The organism is Kribbella swartbergensis (assembly GCF_054784135.1).
Genome location: NZ_BAAGPM010000025.1, coordinates 118,585 through 142,787 on the forward strand (window position 1 = coordinate 118,585; position 24,203 = coordinate 142,787).

A 24,203-nucleotide genomic window follows, 5' to 3' on the forward strand; every position below is an offset into this window, starting at 1 on the left:
CCTGGGGTCACCGGTGAGTAGGCGAATGCGAGCTCCTACTCACCGGTGACCCCATCCGCGAGTTCGCGGACCACGTCCAGATGGCCGGCGTGCCGCGCGTACTCCTGCAACACGTGGAACAGAATCCAGTTCAGCGTCGGCGGATCCTCGGCGAACCGGCCGCCGGTCGCAGCACGGGTGGCGGGATCGACCCCGGTGACCAGACGCCGCGTGGTCTCGCCACCCTCGTGCAACCGGGCGAGCAGCTCGGGAAGGGTGTCCTCCGGCCCGACCACCCAACGTCCGTCGGGATCACCACCGGAGTCGCCCCACGGCTCGTCCACCTGCTCGCCGTCGAAACCCCAGCGCAGCCAGCGTCTTTCCATGTAGACCAGGTGCCGGAGCAGTTCGAGCGGCGACCACCCGGACGGCAGCCGGCTCGACCGCAGGTCGGCCTCGCTCATCCCGTTCAGCTTGGTCCCGATCACGCCGCGGTAGTAGTCGAGGAACCCGAGATGCAGCGCGATGGTGTCGGCTTCCTGCGTCGACGGAGGCTGCGTCATGACAGTCGCCGCAGGAACTCGGCGGTCGACTCGTCGGCCGGGTAGAACGACTCGATCATCAACTCCGAGACGGTCACGTCGAGCGGCGTACCGAATGTCGCGATGGTGGTGAGCAGGGACAGGTCCTGTCCCTCGTGCCGCAGATTCATCGGTACGACGACCTCGTTCGGCGCGGGGTGGACGGGTTTGTCACCGGCGGCGTACTCGCGGAGTTCGTCGTACAGGTCCTGGAGTTCGGGATCGGCCGTGCTGTTGACCTGGCGTTGCAGGGCGGCGAGTGCGGAGGCGCGGACGTCGGCCAGGTTGGTGAGGCGGCGGGCCAGGCCGTCGGGGTGCAGGGTGAGCCGGAGCGCGTTGATCGGTGCCCTGAGCAACTTTTCGTCGACGTCCGCGGTGAAGATGCTGATCCCGGCGTTGTGCTCGACGATGTTCCACCAGCGGTCGACGACGAGCGCCGGGTACGGCTCGTGCGCCTTCAGCAACCGGCGCAGCGTCGCGCGGATCGCCAGCATCGACGGCGAGTGCAGCGACGCCTCGCTGTACACCGGCGCGTAGCCGGCGGCCAGCAGCAGCTGGTTGCGGTCGCGCAGGGGTACGTCGAGCTGGTCGGCCAGCCGGAGCACCATCTCCCGACTCGGTTTCGACCGGCCGGTCTCCACGAAACTCACGTGCCGCGTCGACACCTCGACCTGGTTCGCCAGTTCGAGCTGGCTCAGCCGGCGGCGCTCCCGCCAGCCGCGCAGAAGCTCACCCACCGGACGCTGGAACGTCTCCTCGATCGTCGCTGCCATGCTCCGACCGTAACCGCTGGGGTGGTCACCGCCATTACCTCCAAGGTCATCGACCGGAGGCGGCGGGCGGCGGCAAGGTTCTGGTCATCCGAACTTCCGAGGAGGAAACCATGAACGCCAACGCTCTCGCCGACCAGTACTTCGCGATGTGGAACGAGGCCGATGCCGACCGCCGGGCCCAGCTGATCGAGGGGAGCTGGACGGCGGACGCGACGTTCGTCGACCCGAGCTTCGAGGCGACCGGCCACGACGACCTGAACAAGCTGGTCGGCGGCGCCCAGCAGATGTTCCCCGGTCTGAAGTTCGTCCGCATCGGCGACATCGACGAGCACCACACCTACCTCCGCTGGACCTGGCACCTGAAGGCGGAAGGCCAGGAACCCCTCGCCGGCGGCACCGACATCGTCCTCCGCACCGACGACGGCCGCATCACCAAAGTCATCGGCTTCCACGACTTCGCCCCAGCCCACTGACACCACTACCCTCATGCCGTGCAGCGGCGGGGAGTGCAGCTCCTGATCTGGTCCGTGATCGTCCTGGTCGGCGGAGGATTCCTGGTGGGATCCGGGATCGGGTTGTGGAGGTACATCAACCGACCACATCGACTCCATCGACGACCCGGTGGTCGAGGATGCGATCGCGGCCGCCTGCCGGACGATGACCGACGAGGTGCAGGCGGCCGCCGTACCGCACGACACCGCGGTGGAGGTCCGGGTCGCCGCCATCAGGCGGCAGAACCAGGCGATCTGGGACTTCCTCGAGGAGGTCTACGAGGTCGGTGACCAGCGCCTGGACGGGGATGTGCCGTCCAGGCGCTGGTTGGAGGACTGGAAGGCGATCATGTCGTTGCGTGAACGGGCCGTGGTCGAGCTCGCGGCAGGCGTCGAGCCGTCGTACGCCGTACCGACGGTCGAGGGCTACCCGATCACCCGGCGAATGAACGCCGCCTCGAGCTGCCAGGTCCCGGTCGAGCTCACGACTCTGGGGTAGTGCGAGGTCAGAGGGACGACAGGAGGCGGGCGCAGCGGAGGGGGTCTTCGGTGAGGCCGGCGGAGAGGCCCCAGAGCCAGTAGTCGACCGTGCGGAAGACGACCCAGTCGCGGGCGCGATCGCGGTCCAGGCCCGCTTCGCGTACGGCGATGTCGAAGTGCGCGGGGATGTCGGTGATCTCGTCGAGCCGGGTCCAGAGCACCCGTGCCAGGTCGTACTCGATGTCACCGCGCAACAGCACCGGGTCGACGGTCAGCCATTCCTCGCGCGTACCCGCGAGCACCTGGTCGGAGTGCAGGTCCCCGTTGACCGCCAGGTCCGACGTGGTCTCGGTGAGAGCCGGTGCCACGGCGAGCGCCTCACGCAGGATGCCGACGTCGAACGGGCGGCCCAACCGGTCCCACTCGCGCTCCAACTCCGCCGACCGCTCAGCCACGAGCACCGCGGTCGACGGCGCATCCTCCGGCGCCGGTACGGCGAGCCGCCGCATGAGTTGCCCGAGTACGGCGACCGCCTCGTCGACCGGCCTGTTCGTCAACGGCGTCGACAACCGCTCCAGCAACATCGCACCGGCGTCGAGGTCGACGTCGTACAACAGCACCATCCCCCGCCCGTCCCACCACCGCAGCGCCCGCACCTGGTCCTCGACCTCAGGCCCGGGCGGCGTCATCCGCAACACGAACTCGCCCACCGGCACCACGATCGCGTTGGACCCGTACGCGACGTCACCGCTGACGCTCAACCCCCACACCGCACACTGCCGCTCCACCGCCCGGGGCAACCCCTCCAGCCACGCGGCCCCCTCCCGCCACCAGCGCGGCATCCCGAGAAACCCCTCCGGTACGTCGATCACTCAGTGGAGGCTAGGTAAGAGGACCGCCAGGAACAACTACTTAACGTGGGTGCTCCGGCCGCCTACGTCGTCACCGTGTCGTGGCGGTGACGTTGATGGAGTGGAGCCGGACTCGGCGGGCGCTCCGTTGGAGTCGCCCGCCGGACCGGTCGTTCTCCCGCCCCTCAGTGGGAGAACTCGCGGCTCGGTGAACACCACCCATGCCCGAATGGCACTGACCGAACCGCGGGACCTCCTACTGGTACCCCACCCGCCGCGCCATCACACCTACCGCCACGCACACCCGGCCACATCTTGACGTTCCCCGAACCTTCGGTGTCCGGACGGGCATGGACCGCGACCCTCGCCGCGCCTACGCTGGTCGGCGATTCCGTGCGCCGGGGGAGGCCGCGGACGTCAGGGGGAGGGAAACCGGGATGGTGTTCGACGACGAGCTGATCGACGACGACCTGGACGAGCTGGAGGCACTCGGAGCCGCGGAGGACGCGGACCTGATCGTCACCGCGGCGCTCGGGGAAGCAGATGCCTGAAGCAAGGATCGTCTGGCGGGGCAAGCAGCTGAACAAGCGGACCGTGGCGATGATCGAGGCCGCGGAGAAGCTGTACAGGTCGAAGTTCGCGATCGTGCAGGGCTCGTACAACAAGGGTGGCGTCGCGGCGTCGGCAGGCACCCACGACGGTGGCGGCGCGGTGGACATCGACGTCGCGTCGAAGAGTCCGGCGCAGCGGGTGGCGGTGGTGAAGGCGCTGCGGCAGGTCGGATTCGCGGCCTGGCTGCGTACGCCGGCCCAGGGCAACTGGCCGTACCACGTGCACGCGATGGCGATCGGCGACAAGGATCTGTCGCGGGGCGCGGCACACCAGGTCGCCGAGTACCGCCGCAAGCGGAACGGGCTGGCCAACCGGGGCAAGGACGACGGGCCGCCCGGGTACTACGGGATGACCTGGGAGCTCTACCTCAAGGCGCACCCGCCGGCCCAGCCGGTGCCGGACTCGACCATCTCGCTCGGCGCGATGGAGCACGCCCGGACGCACGATGTGATGACCGGGGCGTGGGGCGCGGACCGGGCCCGGGTGATCGCCTGGGCCGCGCATCCGCGGGTCGGAGCGATCACGGCGGCGGAGACGGTCCCGCCCAGGGGAGTGCCGTGGCACCTGCACTTCCAGCGGGTGATCCGCAAGGTGCAGCAGCACTTCAAGCTCGAGGCCACGGGCGCCTTCGACTCCGCCGTCGCCACGGTCATGAAGCGCTACGGCTACAAGATCGTCGCCTGAGCCCCGGCCGCCCGCCATACGACGTACGGCGGCCGGGCGCGGTACCGCCGTACGACAAGGCCCCACCGGTAGCAGCCGGTGGGGCCTTGGTGGTCCACTACCGCCCGGGCATCCCCGGTGCAGCTGTGGAGGTGGAGAGCGGAACCGACGCCGATGCAGGGGTCAAGACGTCAGCTCCGCTTGCCTGTGTGGAGTTATCTCGAGTCGACCGCCCAGACGTGCGCCTGGTGGAACTCGAGGTGCTGCCGCATCGCCGCCGGGGTGCCGACCGGGCCGAGGTGATTCATCGTCGGTACGACGACGGCGCGGACGTCGGTCCGCTTCACCTCTTCGAGCAGTGCGTGGAAGGCCGCGGACTCGGCCGCGTCGCGCTCGGTGTACACGGTGCCGAGGGTGAATCCCTCGGCGCTGGCGAAGGCGACGAGGGAGTCCGTCGCCGCGGCCAGCTCCTCCGCGCAGCTCAGCGCGTCGGCCCGGACGTAGCCGAGCACCGTCGGCCGGGTCGTCATCGTCCCGGCTCCGCGGTGTTGTCGGCCCGGTTGTCCACCAGCACCGGCTCGCTCGTCACCCGGAGGGAGGCGAACCGCCGCCGCATGGCTTCCTCGTACTGCGCCGCCTGCTCCGCGGTGGCGGTGTGGTCCGCGATCGGGTGAGCGCCGAACCAGACCCGCACGCGGCGGTGCGTGGTGGGGGTTTCGAGCGTCTCGGGCATCAGCGGTCCTTCAGCAATCTCGATCGGTGCCCCGGACGGCTTTGTCCGGTGCTGAGAAAAGAAGACAACACCTGAAGGTCCCTCCGGAACAGTTCCGAAGGGACCTTTACAGAGCCCTAACGCAGAGTAGGGAAACCCTACGAATCCGCTGGTCAGAGCCGTCGCGGCGGACCCGTCTCAGGTGGTCGAAATGTCCTGTCAAGAATGTTTGCAGGGATTTGCCAATAACGATTCGGCAGCCCTGTCATTTCGACCAGGACCGAAATCTATGACGTCCTGCTAACCGTTTGCGCTCACCTGCTCACGCACCGGTGTCCGCAGCCCGCCGAAGGCCACCAGAACTCCGAGTACGGCGGCTGCCAGCGGTACTGCCAGCCCGTTGCGGAACCCGCCGACCGTCAGCTCGTCGGCCGCGGTCAGGACCGCCGCGACGACAGCCAGGCCGAGCGCGGACCCGAACTGGAACGACGTCGTCAGTACGCCGCTCGCCAGCCCCTGCTCGTCCTCGGACACCCGCTCGGTCGCCGCGATCGTCAGCGGCCCGTAGGCCAGGGCGAACGCGAGCCCGAGCAGCAGGAACGCCGGCAGCATCGCCGCAAAGGTGGTCCCCAGGGGCAGGAAGGCGGCGTACGCGAGGACGGCGAGCACGAAGCCGCCGAACACGACCCGTCCGTTGCCGAAGCGATTCACCAGCCAGGGCGTGAGCGTCGGCGCCAGCACCGAGTCGATGCCGATCACCATCAGCGCCAGCCCGGTCTCCAACTCCGACCAGTGCCGCAACTCCTGCAGGTACAGCACTGCGACGAACTGGAATCCGACGAACGATCCGACCAGCAGGATCGCGCCGACGTTGGCCCGGATCAGGGCCGGGTTCCGCAACAGCCCCAGCCGGATCAACGGCGCGGACACCCGCTGCTCGATCAGCACGAACGCCGCCAGCAGGGCCAGCCCGCCGAGCCCGGTCGCCAGCGTCTGCCCGGAGGGCACGTCCGGCGCCCGGACCACGGTGGCGACCAGCAACAACATCGCGCCGGTCAGGGTGAGAGCCCCGGCGATGTCGAATCCCTGCCGTGGCGCGGCGCTCGGCACGTCCCGGGGGATCAGTGCGATGGCCGCGGCCAGGATGACGGCGGACACCAGCACCGGTGCGAAGAACACCCAGCGCCAGTCGATTGCGGTGAGCAGCCCGCCGGTGACCATGCCCAGCGAGAATCCGCCGGCCGCGGTGCCGGCGTACACGAGCAGGGCGCGGTTCCGCTGCGGCCCCTCGGGATAGGTGGTGGTGATGATGGACAGGCCGGCCGGGGTCATGAAGGCCGCGGCGACGCCGGTGACGAAGCGGGCCAGGATCAGCACCCAGCCCTCGGTCGCGAACCCGCCGAGACCGCTGAACAGCAGGAACACCACCAGCCAGCCGACGAACATCCGGCGCCGGCCGAGCAGGTCGGCGGCCCGGCCGCCGAGCAGCACGAACCCGCCGTAGCTGAGCGCGTACGCGCTGACGATCCATTGCAGTTCACCGGTGGCCAGGCCGAGTTCGGCCCGGATGGACGGCAGCGCGACGCCCATCATCGAGATGTCGATGCCCTCCAGGAAGATCGCGCCGCAGAGCACGAAGAGAACGGCCCAGGATCGGCCGGTCAGCCGGTCCTGGGTGACGGTTGACGACACGGAGACTCCTTCGAGATGTCGGTTACCTCTTGTAACTGACCCCATCTTCGGGAACCATCAGGAGTTGTGGAAGAAGGCACTTCAAAGGAACCGAGTCACTCCTGCTGCACCGAGGACGCGTTCCAGTGGGACACCCGGGAGGACTGCGACGTCCGGCAGATCCTGGACCGGATCGGCGACAAGTGGTCCCTGCTGGTGATCGCGCTGCTGGACAACCGGTGCATGCGATTCACCGAGCTGAAGAAGACGATCGACGGGATCAGTCAGCGGATGCTCACGGTGACGTTGCGCCAGCTGGAGCGCGACGGCCTGGTCAGCCGGACCGTGCACCCGGTCGTTCCGCCACGGGTCGACTACGAGCTCACCCCGCTCGGCGTGACCCTCCACGACACGATCCAGGCCCTCGTCACCTGGACCGAGACCCACCAGTCCGAGATCGCCGCCGCCCGCGCCAGGTACGACGCGGCGGAGGCGTCCCCGTGAAGTTCGCCGGATGACCCGGTACGGCGACCGCGGTGAGAGCAGCCGCGAGTACGGCGAACGCCGCGAGCGCGTTGAGGGTGAGGGGTAGCTCGAGAACGATCGTCAACGCGGGTGCCGCGAGGGCGCCGACGAGTAGGGCGAGGGAATCGGCGGCGAAGAAGAGGGCGGCGATGCGACCGAGGAGGCCGGCCGGCGCAGTGCGTTGGATGGCGGTCTCGGCGGTGATGAGGAGGATGCTGCCGGGTAGCCCGATGAGCGCTGCGGCGCCGATCGCCCAGGCCACACTCGGCGCGTTGAAGAGGGCGAAGTAGGCGGCGGCGCTCGCGAGTTGGGTGACGGCGAGCAGGTCGCGGATTCCCAACCAGGTCTGGGCTTTCGTGCTCAGGGCGGCGCCGATCAGGTAGCCGGCGCCGAGCCCCGAGATCAGGTAGCCGAGGACGTAGCCGGGTGCGTGCAGCCGGTCGACGGTGAACGGCACGAGCAGGGCGGTCAGGCCGGCGTTCGCGGTGAGGAAGACGGTTTGACCCAGCAGGATCCCGCGTAGCGCTCGGTGCGTGGCGACGTACCGGAAACCGGCGAGCGGGTTGCCGACTCGCTCGGCGCTCGCATGCCGGCGGGTGTGGACGGCGGCGACGATTGCCGCTGACAACAAGTAGCTGACGATGTCGACGGCGAGGACGAACTCGATGCCGGGGCCGGCCAGCAGCAGTGCGCCGAGCGGTGGTGCGGCGAGCCGGATCGCGCTGCCGGTCAAGGCGTTCAGGGCGTTGGTGGCCGCGAGTTCGTCGCCGGTGCCGACGACTGCCGGCAACAGCGCACGGGAGGCCGGGCGGAACACCGTGGTGGCGGTGCTCTCGACCAGGATCGCCACGTAGATCGGCCAGATCCGGTCCACGTCGGCGAAGAGGATCAGCGCGACCGCGGCCGCACTGACGAGATCAGCGAGCCACATCGCGCGGGTGAGGTCACAGCGGTCGAGTACGACGCCCGCCCAGGGACCGACAAGCAGCGCCGGCAATGCTTCGAGGGCGAGGGCCAGTCCGGTCGCCACGGCGGAGCCGGTCAGGTCGAACACGTGGAACGGGATCGCGACGATCAGCAGCCAGGACCCGATCCCGGAGATGCCGCCACTGATCCACAGGTAGCGGAAGTCGCGGTTCCGAAGTGTCCTCACGAACTGGCAAGCTATCTTGATGAGATAGATCTAGGCAACAGTGTTCTGTGAGAATATGCTGAGCGCTGTGGAACTGGGCGAAGTACTGCGCGAACGCCGTAAGGCGGCCGGTCGCACGATCGCGTCGGTCGCCGTCGACGCCGGCCTGTCCGTCCCCTACATCGCCAACCTCGAGAACGGCCGCGGCAACCCGACCGTCTCCGCGCTGGACCGCCTCGCCACGGCTTTGGGTGCTCGGCTGGAGATCAGCGTCGCCGACGAGCCACCGCCGCGGCCGCCGTCGGTCGGCTCCGGCCTGGTCGCCGATTCGCCCCGCGCTGCCCGGGTGATCGCCACCCTCGCGTCGGACCAGGCCCGTCCCAGGTCGGCCGTTCGAGCCGAGCTGATCCAGACCCTCGACGCCTTGGCGGCGGTTCTCGGCAGTTCGCCGACGGACGCGGAGCTCAACCGGCTGCTGGATCTCCTGCTGCTGGCCGAAAACCGGTCGAGCGGTCCGAGTGCGGCGCCGTAGGGTCCGAGTCATGGAGATCGGGGCGCGGATCGCGCGTGCGCATCTGTCGGGTTTGACGAGGTCGCGACGGCCGGTGGTGGCCGGACCGCTGGTCGGGTTGTTGCACGAGGACGACACCTGGTACATGTCCACGATGGTGGCCGCCGAACCGGGCCGGCCCTTCGATCGGGACGCCGTACCGGGAGCGCTTGCAGTCATCCGCAAGGCGTTTGCCGACGAAGGGCGTTGGCTGGGTGCTGAACTGATCGAGGAGGCCAATCCGGGTCTTGCCGAAGCCCTCGAGGCCGAGGGGATGACGATCGTCTCCCGTCCGCCGCTGCTCGTGGTCGAGCCGGCGTACCTGCATCTCCCCGAGCTTCCGGACGGGGTGACTGCCGAGGTCGTCGCGACCGACGAGGCGCAGGTCGAGGCGAACGCGGTCTCGGCCGACGCCTACGAGATGCCCTCAGCCGGTTTCGCCCGTCGCTCCGATCCGGTCGACGGTGGCTGTGTTCTCGTCCGAGTGGACGGCGTGGCGGCGGCGAGTGCCTCGTGGACCGCTGTCGCGGACGGGGTCACCGAGGTCGCCGGCGTCGGCACGATCCACACCCACCGGCGTCGCGGCCTCGGCGCGATCGCGACGGCGTACGCGACCCATTACGCCTTCGAACTCGCCGGGGCGACCCTCGCCTGGCTCACGCCCGGCGACGACGGCGCCGACCGCATCTACCGACGCCTCGGCTACGCCCCGAAGGCAACCGCGGTCCACCTCGGCGACCCCGGCGGCCACCTGGCCGACCTCCGCTGAGTCATGAGTCTCCGCGCGGAGATCGTCGCCGAAGACCCACCGGGATGGCTCCGGATCAGCGGTGAGCTGTCACCGGAGGAAACCGCTCGTTTCATGGTGCTGTGGGCCCGCGGCGCCACCGACGACGGCGCGACGCCCGCTGAGGCGGTGGACGCGCTGATCCGCGCGGAGGACTGGAGTGTGTTCGGTGGTCTCCGGCTGTCCGATCTCGACACGGGTGCACGTGTCGACCCCGGCTGTTGTCTCCTGCTGGAGGACTGGCGCTCGTGGGTCGGCGTCGACCGCGGCGCATACCCGGACCTCGGTCATGACGGTCCCTGGGCAGATTTCGACGACGAAGGACTGACGGTCTGGCCCGCGGGCGGTGAGGACCATCGGGACTCCTTTGTTCGCGAGGGTCTGCCGGTTCGGGTACGCCGTGGACAGGTGCCAGAGCTCCTGCGGTCGGTTCAGAACGACCTGATCGGCCTGCTCGGTTGTCTGGGGCGTTGGGCACAGGAGAACTGCCCGCAGCATGCCGACGCACTGGTCACCCTGGCCGACCGGGTCTTCGCCGTCCGTCGGCCTCTGGACTGATTACGGTGCCAGCAGGCGGGTGACGCTTGCGCGGAGGGCCGCGGCTGCCGTCCTGGCCGGCAGGCGGTTGGCGGCCACGGCCTCGCCGGCCGCGTGACCGAGGGCGATCAGGGCCGAAACCAGCCAGGCGACCGGCAGATCCCGGGTGATCTCGCCGGCGCGTTGACCGCGGCGGACCAGCCGCTCGAACCGCTCGACCACAGGCCCGTGCCGGTCGTCCTGCTCCACCGACATCGGTAGGCGCAGCAGTAAGGGATGCTGCTCGAACCCGCGCCACGCCAGGTCGATCAACGTCAGGATGGTGTCCACCGCCGGACCGCGGTCGAGGTCGAGGGCGTCGATCGCCTGCACGGTTTCGCGGGTGAGTTCGTCGACGACCGCGTTCAGCAGTACGTCGCGCGACGGGAAATGCGCGTACACGGTCTGCCGGGTGACGCCCGCCGCCTCGGCGATGCTCTCCATGCCGGCGTCGATCCGCTCGTCCAGCAGGGCGATCGCGGCGGTCAGGATCGCCGTTCGGCTGCGATCCGCGTCCGCTCGCCGCCTCCGGCGTACCGGCTCTTGTTTTGACACCTTGTCAAGGTTAGCCGAGGGAGCTAAGTTTGACAGCATGTCAGAATTAACTGCGCGGGACTTCGTCGCGGACTTCTTCGACTCGTTCACCCGGGAAGTCGTCGCGGGTGGTGACGCCGGCGCGATCGTGGATCGGTACTACACGCCGGACGTCGAGCAGATCGCGGACGGCGTACGGCTGGACCGGCAGCGGTTGATCGACCACGTGCGGCCGGTGCGGAGGAACCTGGTGGCCTGGGAGTACGACGTCCACGAGGCGATGCGGTCGGGGGACCGGCTGGCCGCGCGGTTCACCGTGCATGCGGAAATGCGGCACGGGCGGACGATCTCGACCGAGGTGTACCTGTTCGGCGAGTTGGCGGCGGACGGGCGGATTCGGCGTACGACGCAAGTGACGCGGGACGTGAGTCCGCGATGAGCACGCAGGAGTTTCGGGTGCTCGGGATGAGCTGTGGGCACTGCGTCCGCTTCGTCACCGACGAACTCGAGGCAGTGCCCGGGGTCGAGTCGGTGACGGTGGATCTGCCTGCCGAGTTGGTGACGGTGGTCAGCGCCCGGACGTTGGACCCGGCCGCGATCCGATCCGCCGTCGAAGCCGCCGGCTACGAACTCACCGACCAGCCGTAGCCGACCAGCCGTAGCCGATCAGCCGTAGCCGGATCAGCCGTGGCAGATCAACTGTCGTCGATCAGTCGGTGCGGCGATAGATGAGCAGGACGATGCCGGAGGCGAAGGTCCTGGTGTCCGTCAGTCGCAATGATTGCGGTGTGCCGTCCGGGAAGAGCCGCCGGCCCGTGGCGACGACGGTCGGGTAGACGAACAACCGGTACTCGTCGACGAGGTCGGCCGCGATCAGCGCATGGGCGAGAGTGATGCTGCCGGTGCAGACGATGTCTTTGCCCGGTTCGTCCTTGATCCGGCGTACGTCGTCCAGGCCGCGGAGGATCGTGGTCGGTTCCCAGCCCGGCTCCTGCAGGGTGCTGGAGACGACGTACTTGTGCACCTGGTTCAGGTACGCGGTGACTCCGGTCGTGTCGTCCGTCTGCTGCGGCCAGAAATCGCGCATGTCCTCGAAGGTGACCCGGCCGGTGAGGAATCCGTCCGCCCGCGAGGTCTGCTCATTCAGCACTTCCAGCAGGTCCGAGCCGCCGCCGCCCGGATCGAACCAGTCACCGGCCTCGACGACGCCGTCGACGGTGATGTTCTGGGTGACGATCAAGTCCCGCATCAGCTCTCCTCCACCTACGTTTCAGCTGGTACGCCGGAGACCACCGCCACCCGTCGACATCAGGTCGTCAGCGGACGGTGAAGCCTGCCTTCCGGAAGGCGTCCGCGAGGGAGGTCTCGTCCATCGGCCGGTCGGCTTGCGAGTCGCCCCGGCTGCCCTGACCAGGCCCGCGTCCGCCACGGCCTTGACCGCCACCCGGCCCACGGCCCTGACCGCCACCTTGCCCACGGCCTTGACCGCCATCCGGTCCACGGCCCTGACCGCCACCTTGCCCACGGCCTTGACCGCCGCCCGGTCCACGACCCTGACTGCCGGCCGGTCCACTGCCCTGACCGCTACCCGGCCCGCGGCCGCCCGCCCGTGCGCCGCGGTCACCTGGACGACCGGCGGAGCTGCCGGGCTCGTCGTCGAGGCGGAGGGTGAGTGAGATCCGCTTCCGCGGGATGTCGACCTCCAGCACCTTCACCTTGACGATGTCGCCCGGCTTGACCACCTCGCGCGGGTCCTTCACGAAGTTCTTCGACAGCGCCGACACGTGCGCCAGCCCGTCCTGGTGGACGCCGATGTCGATGAACGCCCCGAACGCAGCCACGTTGGTGACCTGCCCCTCGAGCCGCATCCCCGGCTTGAGATCGGCGATCTTGTCGACACCTTCGGCGAACACCGCGGTCTTGAACGCCGGCCGCGGATCCCGGCCCGGTTTCTCCAGCTCGGCCAGGATGTCGGTGACGGTCGGCAGACCGAACATGTCGTCGACGAAGTCGGCCGCGTTGAGCTTCTTCAACTCCGCCGACCCGATCAGCGACTTCACGTCCGTACCGGTCGCGTCGAGGATCCGCCGTACGACGGGATAGGCCTCGGGGTGCACGCTGGACGCGTCCAACGGGTTGTCGCCGTCGGGGATCCGGAGGAACCCGGCCGCCTGCTCGAACGCCTTCGGGCCGAGCCGCGGCACCTCTTTCAGGGCCGTCCGCGTCTTGAACGGGCCGTGCTGGTCGCGGTGCTGGACGATGTTCTCCGCCAGGCCCGGCGTGATCCCGGAGACCCGGGTGAGCAGCGGTGCGGAGGCGGTGTTCAGGTCGACGCCGACCGCGTTCACGCAGTCCTCGACAACCGCGTCGAGCGAGCGGGACAGCGCGTTCTCCGGCAGGTCGTGCTGGTACTGCCCAACGCCGATCGACTTCGGGTCGATCTTCACCAGCTCGGCCAGCGGGTCCTGCAACCGGCGGGCGATGGAGACCGCGCCGCGCAGCGACACGTCCATCCCGGGCAGCTCCTGGGACGCGAACGCGGACGCCGAGTACACCGACGCACCGGCCTCCGAGACGACCGCCTTCGTCAGCTTGAGCTCGGGGTGCTTGGCGATCAGCTCGGCCGCCAGCTTGTCGGTCTCGCGCGACGCCGTACCGTTGCCGATGGCAATCAGCTCGACATTGTGCGCGGCGGCCAGCGCGGCCAGGGTGGCGATCGACTGGTCCCACTGGTTCTGCGGGACGTGCGGGTAGATGACACCGGTGTTGACCACCTTGCCGGTCGCATCCACCACGGCGACCTTCACGCCGGTGCGGAAGCCCGGGTCCAGGCCCATCGTCGCGCGCGTGCCGGCCGGGGCGGCCAGCAGCAGGTCGCGCAGGTTGGCTGCAAACACCCGGATCGCCTCGTCCTCGGCGATCTGCCGTAGCCGCATTCGGAGGTCGATGCCGAGGTGCACCAGGATCTTCGTCCGCCAGGCCCAGCGGACCGTTTCCACCAGCCACTTGTCGCCCGCGCGGCCCTGGTTCTCGATGCCGTTGCGGCGGGCGATGGCGGACTCGTACTCGGTCGGGCCGTCGGCCTCGACACCGGCTGGGAGCGGCTCGACGGTGAGGGTGAGCACGTCCTCCTTCTCACCGCGGAACATGGCCAGGATCCGGTGCGACGGCATCTTCGTGAACGGCTCGTCGAAGTCGAAGTAGTCCGAGAACTTCGCGCCCTCGGTCTCCTTGCCCTCCCGGACCGTCGAGGCGAGCCGGCCCTGCGTCCACAGCCGCTCCCGCAGCTCGCCGATCAGGTCGGCGTCCTCGGCGAACCGCTCGACCAGGATCGCCCGGGCGCCGTCCAGCGCCGCCTGCGGGTCCGCGACACCGGCCTCGGGGTTGACGAACACCGCGGCCGCCGCGAGTGGCTCGACGGTCGGGTCGGCGAGCAGTCCGTCGGCGAGCGGCTCCAGCCCGGCCTCGCGGGCGATCATCGCCTTGGTCCGGCGCTTCGGCTTGAACGGGAGGTAGATGTCCTCCAGCCGCGACTTGGTGTCAGCGGCAAGGATCTGCTCCTCGAGCGCGTCGTCCAGCTTGCCCTGGCTCGCGATCGACTCGAGCACCGTCTGCCGGCGCTCCTCGAGCTCGCGAAGGTACCGCAGGCGCTCCTCGATCGTGCGCAGTTGCGCGTCGTCGAGCATCCCGGTGACCTCTTTGCGGTACCGCGCGATGAACGGAACCGTCGACCCCTCGTCGAGCAGCGCCACCGCCGCCCGCACCTGGAACTCGGCGACCTCCAGTTCACTGGCGATCCGCTGCTCGACCGACTGCACCACCACTGTCTGTTCCCCTCTACCGACAACGAACCCCGGGCCACTCGCACCCGCGTGGCCCATATCCTTCCCCATCCCACCCCCCACTCCGAAACCCGATCCCCCGCCCTGTGGACAAGTTCCGTGCAATGATCTCGCCACGGCCTGGGGAGGACGCATGGCGCAGTTCGGCAAGCACGTGGAGCGGACGTTCGTGCCCCCGCGTGTCGTGCTGCGGGCCTTCCAGGTGGTGTACGCCGTCGGTCTCCTCGTCGCACTGGTGTGCCGATGATCCCGGAGACCGAGTCCCGCGGGCTGTGGCCGACGTGGATCGGGCTGCCGGCGGTGGTTCTGATCGTGCTCGGCGTACTGGTGCTGGTCGACGTCACGTCCCGGCAGCGGCTGAGCCGTGAGCTGCTCGACAGCGGGATCGAAACGGTGGCCGACTCGGTCCAGGTCGAGGTCACCGGCGGGGCCGGCCGTCCGGCGATCCAGGAAGTACGTGTCGACTTCACCGCCGGCGTGGACCGGATCCGGTCCACGCTCGAGTACATCGACAGCGACCGCCAGGGCATGCCCGAAGGTGTACAGGCACCTGCTCCCGGCACCCGCTACGCCGTGCCCCTGCTCCTCGTCTACCGCCAGTCCGATCCGTCCACGGTCCTGGCCGTCGCCGACGCGCAGAGGTGGGTCGCCGACAAGAACACCCAGCGCCTGGGCTTCGCCCTCCTCGGCACCGGCCTCGCCCTGGCCTTCCTCGCGATGCTCCTCCTCACCCTCGCCGCCCGCCGCCGAGGCCTCGCCTGGTGGCAGTGGTACACCGAAACCCCGGCCCGCCACCGCAAATAGACGAACTCCCCGCAACCGGTGCGGGGAGTTCGTCGTACCTGCTCAGGCTGCTTCGAGGGCCAGGTCTTCTTCCGGGGCCTCGATGGGCTGCTTTGACGGGCGCATGACGGTGCAGGCCATGACTACCGCGGCCGCGACGATGCCGGCTGCGATGGCAAAGGACAGGTGGTAGCCGGAGGTCAGGGCCTCCAGGGGAGCCTCGCCGGCGGCGTCCAGGGTGGCGGTGCGGGTGGCGGACAGGGTGGCCAGGACGGCCAGCCCCAGGGCGGCGCCGACCTGGGCGGTCGTGCTGATCAGGCCCGAGGCCAGGCCGGCGTCCTCGGGCTTGACGTCCGCCATCGACAGACCCATCAGCGCCGGGAAGCAGACACCGGCACCGAGACCCAGCAGCGCCAGCACGGGCAGCACGTGGACGACGTAGTTGCCGCCGACCGGCGCCTGGGTGAACAGGGCCAGACCGGCCACGATCAGCACCAGTCCGGCGATCAGCGGGCGGCGCGGACCGAACCGCATCACCAGCTTGTCGGAGTACCTCACCGACAGCAGACCCATGATCACAGTGGTCGGAAGGAAGGCCAGTCCGATCTCCAGAGCGTCGTACCCGAGCACGCGCTGCAGGTACAGCGAGCCGAGGAAGAAGATGCCGAACATCCCCGAGGCGGACAGCGCCTGGATCAGGTTGGCGCCGGTCAGGTTGCGGGAGCGGAAGATCCGCAGCGGCACCAGCGGGTTGGCCGCGGTCGCCTCCCGGACGATGAAGCCGGCCAGCAGGACAACCGTCACCAGGCCGAGGACGAGCGTCCGGGGTGCGGTCCATCCGAGTTCGGCTGCCGGCTTGACGATGGTGAACACGCCGACCATCAGCGCCGCGGTGATCAGCACGGCACCCGGTACGTCGGTCCCGCGGCCCAGCCCGAGGCCCTTGTCCTTCGCGATCAGCTTGACGGCCAGTACGGCGGTCAGCGCGCCGATCGGCAGGTTGACGAAGAAGATCCAGTGCCAGTTGATCGCCTGGGTCAGCACACCACCGGCGAGCAGGCCGATCGAGCCGCCGGCCGACGCGACGAACGCGTAGACGCCGATCGCCTTGGCCTGCTCACGCGGTTCGGGGAACAGCGTCACGATCATGCCCAGGATCACCGCGGAGGTCAGCGCGCCGCCGACACCCTGGACGAACCGGGCGATGACCAGCACCTCCTGCGACTGCGCGAGCCCGCACAGCACCGAGGCGATGGTGAAGACGATCAGACCGCCGACGAAGACGTTCCGCCGGCCGAGCAGGTCGCCGAGCCGGCCGGCCAGCAGAAGCAGGCCGCCGAAGGCGATCAGGTAGCCGTTCACCACCCAGGCGAGCGAGGAACTGGTGAAGCCCAGGTCGTCCTGAATGGCCGGCAGGGCCACGTTCACCACGGTGACGTCGAGCACGATCATCAACATGCCCGCGCACAGCGTGTAGAGGGCCAGCCAGCGCGAGCGGCCTCCCTGCCCGGCCGGCGTCGTCGCCAGGGTTTCGGTCGTCGCGTACATATCCGGTTCTCTCCTTGGTCCGAGGGGCCTTTCACCTCTACGTCGGACCAGGAGGCCTCAGATTGACACGCCCTCCGAAGATTTCTCGGCGGCCTCGAGATCCAGTGCGCGATCAGCGCCGGGACCAGCCCCGACCCGACCACGAAAAGCGTCGGCAACTGGGACAGCAGCGCGAACCAGGTGAACAGCCCGATCACCCCGCCCGCGACCGGCAGCGACCGGCGGAGCAGGAACAGGTTGGCCGACCGGAACAGGCCCTTCGTGGTCGTCTCGTCACCGGCTTCGGGAAGTACGGCGAGTGCGCTGAGGTACAACCCGACGATCATCCCGGTCAGCGGGATCAGCACCGCCAGCGCGAGGATCCGCACCACGCCGCCGCTGTACGCCCAGAACGCCAGGCCGAAGGCGAGCGCGATCCCGCCGAAGTACAGCACCAGCCCGACGAGCCAGAACCGGCGGAACGCCCAGCGGAACTGCTGGAAGAACCGCCGCAGCAGCGCCGGCCGGTCCTGGCTGATCGCGTCCGGCAGCACCCGCTGCATCGCGAACGCGGCCGGGAACAGCGTGACGATGCCGAAGCTGAGGACGAGGAACACCAGTTGCAGCATCAGCAGGTCGCCGACCATCGTCAGCTTCGCCAGGACGGCGTTGGTCCGGCCGGCACCTTCCACCGATTGCCTCCTCGTTCCGCGCGGACATGGTTGATCGTATGATCACGATCAATCACGACAGACCTCAGGGGATTGCATGCTTGCACCGGAGCGCCACGAGCTGATCCTGCGGAGCCTAGGGCGGCGCGGCCGGCTCCGGGTGGCCGAGCTGGTCGCCGAGCTCGGCGTCTCCGCGATCACAGTACGCCGCGATCTCGCCGAACTGGACTCCGCCGGCCTGCTCCGCCGGGTGCACGGCGGTGCGATCGGGACCAGCCCCGAGGGCCGCGGCGCGCACGGCAGTCAGCTCACGATCGGAATCGTCGTACCGAGTGCGGCGACGTACTACTCCGACGTGATCCGCGGTGCCGAGGCGATGGCCGACCGGTACGGCGCCCGCCTGGTGCTCGGGGTGTCCGGGTACGACGTGGTGAAGGAGCAGGAGCGGATCGAGCGGATGCTCGGGATCGGGGTGGCCGGGCTGCTGATCAGCACCGTCCTCGGTGACAGTGACGCCGACCGGCTCGGGTCCCGCCTCGACGACATCGACGTACCGCTGGTGCTGATGGAGCGGGCGTTCGGGTTCCCGCAGGTGGCGCGCGAGTACGACCACGTCCGCACCGATCACGCGTACGGCGCGCTGCTCGCGCTGCGCCATTTCGCCGCGCTCGGTCATCGGCGGATCGCGATCAACCTGCAGGCGACGCCGACGGCGTACTGGCTGCGGCGGGGGCTCGAGGCGGCCGCGTCCGCGCTCGACGTCGAGCTGTTCCTGTCCCCGGTGGATCTGCCGGCGCAGGGTGAGGACCCGGTCGCGCTCGCGCAACTCGACGCGTTCCTGGCCGAGTGCGAGTCGTTCGGCAGCCGGGCCGTGCTCGTGCACTCCGACGAGCACGGCGCGCGACTCGTCGAGCGGGCGATGGAGCGCGGGCTGCGGGTGCCGGAGGACCTCGCGGTCATCGCGTACAACGACGTGACCGCCGCGTTGGCCGTCGTACCGCTGACCGCCGTCTGCCCGCCCAAGTTCGCCCTCGGCGAGACCGCCTGCGAGCTCCTCCTCCGCAAACTCCAACACGGCCCAGGCCCGGTCCAGCACCTCAGCCTCCTCCCCGACCTAAACACCCGCACCTCCTGCGGCGCCCTCAAACCAACCCCCACGCCCCACCTGGCGAGGTAGCTTCAGGGGATGGAGTTCGACGAGTTCGACGGGGAGTATCGGCGGGTGCTGGAGGCGGTGCGGGGCGGCGCTGGGGCTGAGGAGGTGCGGCCGGAGATCGAGCGGCTGCGTCGGCTGTCTCGTGAGTTGACCGATCCGGCCGATCGCGCCGACGGGGGCCACGACCTGCGGATGCTGGAGGACCTGCTCGCCGCTCCGTCCGCCGTACCGGCCTCCCCGACGCTCGAGGCCGCGAACGAGGCGTACGCCGAAGCCGTCCGCGAAGACGGGACTCCGTCCGAGCGGATCGACCGCGTCCAGCACGGAATCGACCGCCTCAACCAACTCGCCACCCAGGCCACCCCCGACGACCAGACCGCGATCCACAGCCTGAACGAGTCCCTCCACCTGCTGCTCGGCGCGCTCGGTCCAGACGCAACGGCCCACCCGGCCAGGTAGATTCGGTCGCCGGTAGCGCGCGACGGAGGACGGGGAGATGGACTACGACCAGTTCAGGGCCGAGTACGACGTGGTCTTCGACGTGCTCGATGACGAGGTGCTTCCGGACTGGTTGCCTGGCGCGATCGCCCGCCTGAAGGAACTGGCAGCCGCCATCGACGACCCGGCCGACCGCCGCTCGGCCGAAAACGACATCGCCGCCGCGGAAGGCGTACTCGCGGAGGGTGCTGAAGGTCCACCTGTCTCGGCCGCGATGATGGAAGCCATCCGTGTCCACACCGCGGCCGGCGCGAACGGCGGCACCCCGGCCGAGCGCATCGCCCGGGCCGAGGCCGGCATGGCGGAGATCGGCCGCATCGCCGACACCGCACCCCCGTCCGAACAAGCCGCCATCCTCGACCTGAACGAGTCGCTCTACATGCTGGTCCTGTCGCTGAGAACCGACAGCAGGTGAAGGTCACCACCTACCAGCAGTTGATGGCGGAGCAGGCCCGCTCCGCCGTCCGGGTCTCCGGTGCGCACCACTCGTCGTGGAACGGCCGCGTGGGAGTCGCCGCCCCTGAACGCAAGGTTCGCGGCGCGGTGGCCTGGGACCACACCATCGAGTACAGCAACGAGAAGGTGACCGCTCCGCTCAAGGAGATGTTCGCCAACGCCCGTGTGTACAACCAGGACGCCGAGACCCTGCGGTCGTACCGCGAGGCGGTCAAGACGGTGTTCCACGAGAACACCCACCTGCTCGCGGCTGAGGGAACCGAGCACAAGGACGGCAAGGCGGCGTACCAGGACCCCAGCGTCCGTGCGCTGGAAGAGGGCGTCACCGAGGTCTACAGCTACGACAATCTCAACCGGTACATCGACGACCTCGGGCTGGATGAGGTGGCGCCCGGCATCAGGACGGCCGACGCGAACCCGTCGTACAGCCAGTTCACGCCGGCCGCCCGACGATTCACCGAGGCCATCGGCCGGGACAGCGGGCTGGACTCCGAGGAGGTCGTACGGAGACTGGCGGTGGTCAACCCGGACCAGAAATTCCGGGTCGCAGCCGAGTTGCTTTACGACAACAGCGAGCTGCCCGGGATGGTGCCAGACCAGGAGCGGGAGGCCGCGGTCCGGCGGATCGAGGCGGCGATGAAGCCGGCGTTCGCGGGCATCGACAACCTGAGCAGGACGGACGACGGGACGCTGCGCCGGCAGTCGGCGAAGGCTGGAGCGGCGGCTGCGCGGGCGGGACAGGACGAGATCCGGAACCTTCGGCAGCAGTGGAGCATGCCCGCGCCGGAGCAACAGGTGCAGCGCGGAGTCGGTCCGGAGCAGTCCCGGACGAGTCAACCGGGACAGAGCCGGGCAGAGGAGCAGCTGGTATCCGGTGCAGCCGCCGGCCGGCTTCCGCCGGATGTGGAGGCCGCGGCTCGAGCGGGTCTGAGCGGATCCAAGCCGCTGAGTTCGGCAACGCGGTTGTCCGCCGGTCAGCAGGGTTCGCGCCGGACCGGGACCAGCGGTCAGGAGCGGCAGGGGCCGACGCTCGATCGCTGACCGGGGGCCGGACACATGGTCGATCGAGTTCCGGAACTGATCGGATGTGATCATTCGAGCGGTGAGGTATTGACGGGGAAAGCCCTTTCCCATACTTTCTCTGCACTTGGGTAGGACCCAGGCCTGGCAGCGAAGGAGTTCCCCTGTGAGACGTGGTGTGGGACTGACCGTGCTGGCCGTCGCGCTCAGCGTGGTGGTCGGCGGTTGTGGCAGCGGGGTGATCGACAAGAGCACGGACGGCGTCCCGCCGGCCGAGGCGACCGGCACGTTGCGGGTGCTGATCCCCTCCTTCCCGCCCAGTACGAAGGGCCGGGAGGAGTTCGACAAGGTCGTCGCCGACTTCAACAAGACCTATCCGAAGATGAAGGTCGAGCCGGACTTCGCGACGTACAAGAACCTGAACGAGAAGATGTCCACCTCGATCGCGGCCGGTATCCCGTACGACGTGATGGTCACCGGCGTCGGGTGGGTCCAGCCGTTCGCGTCGAAGCGGATCTTCGAGGACCTCGGCAAGTACGGCGTGACGCAGGACGTGATCAGGGAGAAGAGCATCGCGGCCCTCATCCCGGCGGCGACGTACGACGGGAGGCTGTACGCGTACCCGCTCGTCGCGGACGCCCGCGCGGTCGCCCTGCGCAAGAGCGCGTTCCGCGAAGCCGGCCTGGACCCGGAGAAGCCGCCGACCTCGCTGGCCGAGATCAAGACCGCGGCCGAGAAACTCACCAAGCGGGATGCGAACGGCAACATCACCCGCAGCGGTTTCGACCTGGCCTCCGCGACCGGTTTCCGCCAGTCCTTCACCACCTTCCTGGCCTCGACCGGTACGCCGCTGTACGTCGGCGGCGAGCCGAACTTCAACAACCAGGCCGGCCTCGACACGCTGCTGTGGATCAAGTCGATGATCAACAACGTCCAGCCGTACGGCCAGCAGAACGCGGCCCAGCAGCCGCTGGTGTTCAGCGGTGAGGCCGCCATGGGGATCGTCAACGGCGGCATCGACTGCTCGGAGAAGGGTGTCGGCCAGAAGGTCTGCGACGACCTGAAGTTCTTCCGCTTCAACAGCGGCAAGGAGATCGAGTACGTCGGTGGTGACCTGGCGTCGATCGGGTCGCGCAGCCGGCACAAGGACGCGGCCTGGGCCTTCATCCAGGCGCTGACCAAGCCGACCACGCTGGACGCGATCGCCAAGCTGAACAAGAAGATCCCGGCCTACAAGGACGCGAGCAACTCGCCGCAGGCGAAGTCGAACCCGTTGAGCCAGTTCGTCGCCGACGGGCTGGTCTACGCGGTGAACGAGAACGAGGTGCCGTCCAACTGGCTCGAGATGCGGGGCAATTTCGACATCCAGCTCACCCAGGCGGTCCTCGGACAGAAGGATCCCGCCAAGGTGCTGGCCAACCTGGCAGGGCAGTCACGATGAGCGCAACTCTGGAACGTCCCGTACTCCAGACACCGCGCAAGGTGGCGGCGGCCAAGGACGGCCGGACGCTGATCCGCGGCCAGGTCCGGGCCGGCTGGGTGCTGCTGACCCCGGCGCTGCTGCACTCCGGCATCTTCATCGTGATCCCGGTGATCGCCGTGCTGGTGCTCAGCCTGACCGACTACAGCTTCGGTGACACCTGGGCCTGGGTCGGGTTCAGCAACTACACCGACCTGTTCCGCGACGTCGACTTCCAGGCGTCGCTGTGGCACACGGTGCTGTACGCGATCGTGGTGATCCCGATCTCGATGGCGATCTCGCTCGCGGTCGCGGTCGCGCTGAACCAGAAGATCCGCGGACTCGGCTTCTTCCGGACCGCGTTCTACATCCCGACGGTGACCGCGACGGTTGCGGTGGCCACGATCTGGCTGTGGATCTACAACCCCGGCTCGGGGCTGGCGAACGGCTTCCTCAGCCTGTTCGGGTTCGCGCCGAACCGGTGGCTGGCCGACCCGGCGACCGCGCTGCCGTCGCTGATGGTGGTCGGCATCTGGCAGGGGCTCGGCACCAAGGTGATCATCTACCTGGCCGCGTTGCAGGGTGTCTCCCGCGACCTGCTGGAGTCGGCTCAGCTGGACGGCGCCAACCGCTGGCAGCGGTTCGTCAACGTCACCTGGCCGGCGATCGGCCCGGTCCAGTTCTTCGTGCTGATCACCTCGATCGTCGGCACGTTCCAGGTGTTCGACCTGGTGTACGTGATGACCCAGGGCGGGCCGGGGTCGGAGACCCGGGTGCTCGTGATGGACATCTACCAGAACGCGTTCCAGGACCTGAAACTCGGCTACGCGTCCGCCGAGACCGTGATCATGATGATCGTGATCGCGGCGTTCATCGGCGTCGGGCGCCTGCTCCAGAAGGCGGATGCCAATGACTAGCGTGAGTGTTGCCGGCCCCGTGGTGGCGTCGAGGCCGTCCTCGGCCCGGATCGGCCGGATCCTGCTGTACGTCGTCCTGATCGTCGGCGCGATCCTGATGATCACGCCGTTCGTCTGGATGCTGCTGACCGCGTTCAAGAGCAACGCGGAGATCGCCAGGTTCGGCTGGCTGCCCGGCGAGCTGCGCTGGCGCAACTTCGTCGAGGCGATGCAGACCGCGCCGTTCCTGCGGTACTTCCGCAACAGCCTGCTGATCGCGGTCGGCGAGACCGCCTTCACCCTCGCGGTCTGTACGACGGCCGGCTACGCGCTGGCCAAGTTGCCGCTGCGCGGGTCGAAGATGCTGCTGAACTACTTCATCGTGCTGCTGCTGGTGCCGTTCCAGATCATCCTGGTGCCGCTGTTCCTGATCGTGAAGTCGATCCCGCTGTTCGGGGGCAACAACATCCTCGGCCAGGGCGGTATCGGCTGGCTGAACTCGTGGTGGGGCCTGATCATCCCGCTCGGCGCGGCCCCGCTGTTCACGTTCCTGGCCCGGCAGTTCTACGTCTCGCTGCCGGACGAACTGGCCCAGGCGGCCCGGGTCGACGGGCTCGGTGAGTTCGGCATCTTCTGGCGGATCATGACGCCGCTGATCAAGCCGGCCTTGATCACCATCGCGGTGTTCCAGATCGAGGCGGCCTGGAACGGGTTCCTCTGGCCGCTGATGATCACCACGTCGGACTCGATGCGGCCGCTGCAACTGGGGCTGGCGATCTTCTCGCAGAACCCGGCCGAGATCGAGTGGCCGTATCTGATGGCCGGTACGGCGCTCGCGACGCTGCCGATGATCGTGTTGTTCGTGTTCGCCCAGAAACGGTTCGTCGAGGGAATGGCGAACGTCGGAATCAAGGGCTGAAACCTCGAACAGGTGCTCACCCCGCCCCGGGTGAGCACCTGCGAGGCCCCCACAACATG

Annotated in this window: 29 protein-coding genes; 17 read left to right on the forward strand and 12 right to left on the reverse strand. The window is 68.9% G+C overall.

Annotated features, from left to right (window positions below; genetic code table 11):
- Positions 1–35: 35 nt before the first annotated feature.
- Both ACYVOK_RS23385 and ACYVOK_RS23390 read right to left on the reverse strand, forming a co-directional pair.
- A complete protein-coding gene (locus tag ACYVOK_RS23385) occupies positions 36–542 on the reverse strand; it encodes a DinB family protein (RefSeq protein WP_460664649.1) in 507 nt (168 codons plus the stop codon).
- On the reverse strand, positions 539–1,333 hold the full coding sequence (locus ACYVOK_RS23390; protein ID WP_460664650.1) for a helix-turn-helix domain-containing protein: 795 nt from the start codon (positions 1,331–1,333) through the stop codon (positions 539–541). Before ACYVOK_RS23390 ends, ACYVOK_RS23385 begins: the two co-directional genes overlap by 4 nt.
- Positions 1,334–1,443: 110 nt before the next feature.
- On the opposite strand from ACYVOK_RS23390, the gene ACYVOK_RS23395 reads away from it, so the two are divergent.
- Both ACYVOK_RS23395 and ACYVOK_RS23400 read left to right on the forward strand, forming a co-directional pair.
- A complete protein-coding gene (locus tag ACYVOK_RS23395; RefSeq protein WP_460664651.1) occupies positions 1,444–1,806 on the forward strand; it encodes a nuclear transport factor 2 family protein in 363 nt (120 codons plus the stop codon).
- Between the two features lie 148 nt (positions 1,807–1,954).
- Entirely contained in the window at positions 1,955–2,323 is a 369-nt protein-coding gene (locus ACYVOK_RS23400) for a hypothetical protein (protein WP_460664652.1), read from the forward strand.
- Between the two features lie 7 nt (positions 2,324–2,330).
- On the opposite strand, the gene ACYVOK_RS23405 is transcribed toward ACYVOK_RS23400, so the two are convergent.
- A complete protein-coding gene (locus ACYVOK_RS23405; protein ID WP_460664653.1) occupies positions 2,331–3,176 on the reverse strand; it encodes an aminoglycoside phosphotransferase family protein in 846 nt (281 codons plus the stop codon).
- 522 nt (positions 3,177–3,698) lie between these two features.
- Between ACYVOK_RS23405 and ACYVOK_RS23410 the strand changes: the two genes are divergently transcribed.
- Positions 3,699–4,451: a hypothetical protein gene (locus tag ACYVOK_RS23410; RefSeq protein ID WP_460664654.1), complete on the forward strand. Its 753-nt coding sequence runs from the start codon at positions 3,699–3,701 to the stop codon at positions 4,449–4,451.
- Between the two features lie 194 nt (positions 4,452–4,645).
- Here the strand turns inward: ACYVOK_RS23410 and ACYVOK_RS23415 are convergent, their stop codons facing one another.
- From ACYVOK_RS23415 to ACYVOK_RS23425, 3 genes are all read right to left on the reverse strand, one after another.
- Complete coding sequence (locus ACYVOK_RS23415; protein ID WP_460664655.1) at positions 4,646–4,960, reverse strand: hypothetical protein; 315 nt, start codon at positions 4,958–4,960, stop codon at positions 4,646–4,648.
- A complete protein-coding gene (locus tag ACYVOK_RS23420; protein WP_460664656.1) occupies positions 4,957–5,163 on the reverse strand; it encodes a hypothetical protein in 207 nt (68 codons plus the stop codon). The genes ACYVOK_RS23415 and ACYVOK_RS23420 overlap by 4 nt, the downstream gene beginning before the upstream one ends.
- Before the next feature lie 279 nt (positions 5,164–5,442).
- Positions 5,443–6,834 carry an MFS transporter gene (locus ACYVOK_RS23425; protein WP_460664657.1) on the reverse strand — a complete coding sequence of 464 codons (1,392 nt, stop codon included), beginning with the start codon at positions 6,832–6,834 and terminating at the stop codon, positions 5,443–5,445.
- 66 nt (positions 6,835–6,900) lie between these two features.
- Here ACYVOK_RS23425 and ACYVOK_RS23430 point away from each other — a divergent pair, with 66 nt between their 5' ends.
- Positions 6,901–7,317: a winged helix-turn-helix transcriptional regulator gene (locus ACYVOK_RS23430; protein ID WP_460664658.1), complete on the forward strand. Its 417-nt coding sequence runs from the start codon at positions 6,901–6,903 to the stop codon at positions 7,315–7,317.
- On the opposite strand, the gene ACYVOK_RS23435 is transcribed toward ACYVOK_RS23430, so the two are convergent.
- Positions 7,241–8,491 (reverse strand): MFS transporter, encoded by a 1,251-nt coding sequence (locus ACYVOK_RS23435; protein ID WP_460664659.1) that lies wholly within the window; start codon positions 8,489–8,491, stop codon positions 7,241–7,243. The genes ACYVOK_RS23430 and ACYVOK_RS23435 overlap by 77 nt on opposite strands.
- Before the next feature lie 55 nt (positions 8,492–8,546).
- Between ACYVOK_RS23435 and ACYVOK_RS23440 the strand changes: the two genes are divergently transcribed.
- Genes ACYVOK_RS23440 through ACYVOK_RS23450 form a run of 3 tightly spaced genes read left to right on the forward strand, consistent with a single transcriptional unit; the run spans position 8,547 to position 10,365 of the window.
- On the forward strand, positions 8,547–9,002 hold the full coding sequence (locus ACYVOK_RS23440) for a helix-turn-helix domain-containing protein (RefSeq protein ID WP_460664660.1): 456 nt from the start codon (positions 8,547–8,549) through the stop codon (positions 9,000–9,002).
- A gap of 10 nt (positions 9,003–9,012) precedes the next feature.
- On the forward strand, positions 9,013–9,789 hold the full coding sequence (locus ACYVOK_RS23445; protein ID WP_460664661.1) for a GNAT family N-acetyltransferase: 777 nt from the start codon (positions 9,013–9,015) through the stop codon (positions 9,787–9,789).
- A 3-nt stretch (positions 9,790–9,792) separates the two neighbouring features.
- Positions 9,793–10,365, forward strand: a complete 573-nt coding sequence (locus ACYVOK_RS23450) for a hypothetical protein (RefSeq protein WP_460664662.1) — start codon at positions 9,793–9,795, stop codon at positions 10,363–10,365.
- Here ACYVOK_RS23450 and ACYVOK_RS23455 read toward each other — a convergent pair whose 3' ends face one another.
- A complete protein-coding gene (locus ACYVOK_RS23455; protein WP_460664663.1) occupies positions 10,366–10,938 on the reverse strand; it encodes a TetR/AcrR family transcriptional regulator in 573 nt (190 codons plus the stop codon).
- 37 nt (positions 10,939–10,975) lie between these two features.
- Between ACYVOK_RS23455 and ACYVOK_RS23460 the strand changes: the two genes are divergently transcribed.
- The gene (locus ACYVOK_RS23460) at positions 10,976–11,356 is read left to right on the forward strand and encodes a nuclear transport factor 2 family protein (protein WP_460664664.1); all 381 of its coding nucleotides are present in this window, start codon (positions 10,976–10,978) and stop codon (positions 11,354–11,356) included.
- Positions 11,353–11,565, forward strand: coding sequence for a heavy-metal-associated domain-containing protein (locus ACYVOK_RS23465; RefSeq protein ID WP_460664665.1), 213 nt, complete (start codon positions 11,353–11,355; stop codon positions 11,563–11,565). Before ACYVOK_RS23460 ends, ACYVOK_RS23465 begins: the two co-directional genes overlap by 4 nt.
- Positions 11,566–11,626: 61 nt before the next feature.
- On the opposite strand, the gene ACYVOK_RS23470 is transcribed toward ACYVOK_RS23465, so the two are convergent.
- Both ACYVOK_RS23470 and ACYVOK_RS23475 read right to left on the reverse strand, forming a co-directional pair.
- Positions 11,627–12,166 (reverse strand): dihydrofolate reductase family protein, encoded by a 540-nt coding sequence (locus tag ACYVOK_RS23470; protein WP_460664666.1) that lies wholly within the window; start codon positions 12,164–12,166, stop codon positions 11,627–11,629.
- A 67-nt stretch (positions 12,167–12,233) separates the two neighbouring features.
- The gene (locus tag ACYVOK_RS23475) at positions 12,234–14,741 is read right to left on the reverse strand and encodes a Tex family protein (protein ID WP_460664667.1); all 2,508 of its coding nucleotides are present in this window, start codon (positions 14,739–14,741) and stop codon (positions 12,234–12,236) included.
- 261 nt (positions 14,742–15,002) lie between these two features.
- Between ACYVOK_RS23475 and ACYVOK_RS23480 the strand changes: the two genes are divergently transcribed.
- Entirely contained in the window at positions 15,003–15,563 is a 561-nt protein-coding gene (locus ACYVOK_RS23480; protein WP_460664668.1) for a hypothetical protein, read from the forward strand.
- 42 nt (positions 15,564–15,605) lie between these two features.
- Here the strand turns inward: ACYVOK_RS23480 and ACYVOK_RS23485 are convergent, their stop codons facing one another.
- Both ACYVOK_RS23485 and ACYVOK_RS23490 read right to left on the reverse strand, forming a co-directional pair.
- Positions 15,606–17,090, reverse strand: a complete 1,485-nt coding sequence (locus ACYVOK_RS23485) for a DHA2 family efflux MFS transporter permease subunit (protein WP_460664669.1) — start codon at positions 17,088–17,090, stop codon at positions 15,606–15,608.
- Complete coding sequence (locus ACYVOK_RS23490; RefSeq protein WP_460664670.1) at positions 16,994–17,761, reverse strand: YesL family protein; 768 nt, start codon at positions 17,759–17,761, stop codon at positions 16,994–16,996. Before ACYVOK_RS23490 ends, ACYVOK_RS23485 begins: the two co-directional genes overlap by 97 nt.
- A gap of 76 nt (positions 17,762–17,837) precedes the next feature.
- Between ACYVOK_RS23490 and ACYVOK_RS23495 the strand changes: the two genes are divergently transcribed.
- The 7 genes from ACYVOK_RS23495 to ACYVOK_RS23525 all read left to right on the forward strand — a co-directional run bounded on the left by ACYVOK_RS23495 (position 17,838) and on the right by ACYVOK_RS23525 (position 24,144).
- Positions 17,838–18,917, forward strand: coding sequence for a LacI family DNA-binding transcriptional regulator (locus tag ACYVOK_RS23495; protein ID WP_460664671.1), 1,080 nt, complete (start codon positions 17,838–17,840; stop codon positions 18,915–18,917).
- Between the two features lie 9 nt (positions 18,918–18,926).
- Positions 18,927–19,355, forward strand: a complete 429-nt coding sequence (locus ACYVOK_RS23500; RefSeq protein WP_460664672.1) for a hypothetical protein — start codon at positions 18,927–18,929, stop codon at positions 19,353–19,355.
- Positions 19,356–19,392: 37 nt separating this feature from the next.
- Positions 19,393–19,809, forward strand: coding sequence for a hypothetical protein (locus ACYVOK_RS23505; protein WP_460664673.1), 417 nt, complete (start codon positions 19,393–19,395; stop codon positions 19,807–19,809).
- Positions 19,806–20,891 carry a hypothetical protein gene (locus tag ACYVOK_RS23510; protein ID WP_460664674.1) on the forward strand — a complete coding sequence of 362 codons (1,086 nt, stop codon included), beginning with the start codon at positions 19,806–19,808 and terminating at the stop codon, positions 20,889–20,891. Before ACYVOK_RS23505 ends, ACYVOK_RS23510 begins: the two co-directional genes overlap by 4 nt.
- Positions 20,892–21,036: 145 nt before the next feature.
- Positions 21,037–22,311, forward strand: a complete 1,275-nt coding sequence (locus ACYVOK_RS23515) for an extracellular solute-binding protein (protein ID WP_460664675.1) — start codon at positions 21,037–21,039, stop codon at positions 22,309–22,311.
- Positions 22,308–23,246, forward strand: a complete 939-nt coding sequence (locus ACYVOK_RS23520; protein ID WP_460664676.1) for a carbohydrate ABC transporter permease — start codon at positions 22,308–22,310, stop codon at positions 23,244–23,246. The genes ACYVOK_RS23515 and ACYVOK_RS23520 overlap by 4 nt, the downstream gene beginning before the upstream one ends.
- Positions 23,239–24,144, forward strand: a complete 906-nt coding sequence (locus ACYVOK_RS23525) for a carbohydrate ABC transporter permease (RefSeq protein ID WP_460664677.1) — start codon at positions 23,239–23,241, stop codon at positions 24,142–24,144. Before ACYVOK_RS23520 ends, ACYVOK_RS23525 begins: the two co-directional genes overlap by 8 nt.
- Positions 24,145–24,203: the final 59 nt, after the last annotated feature.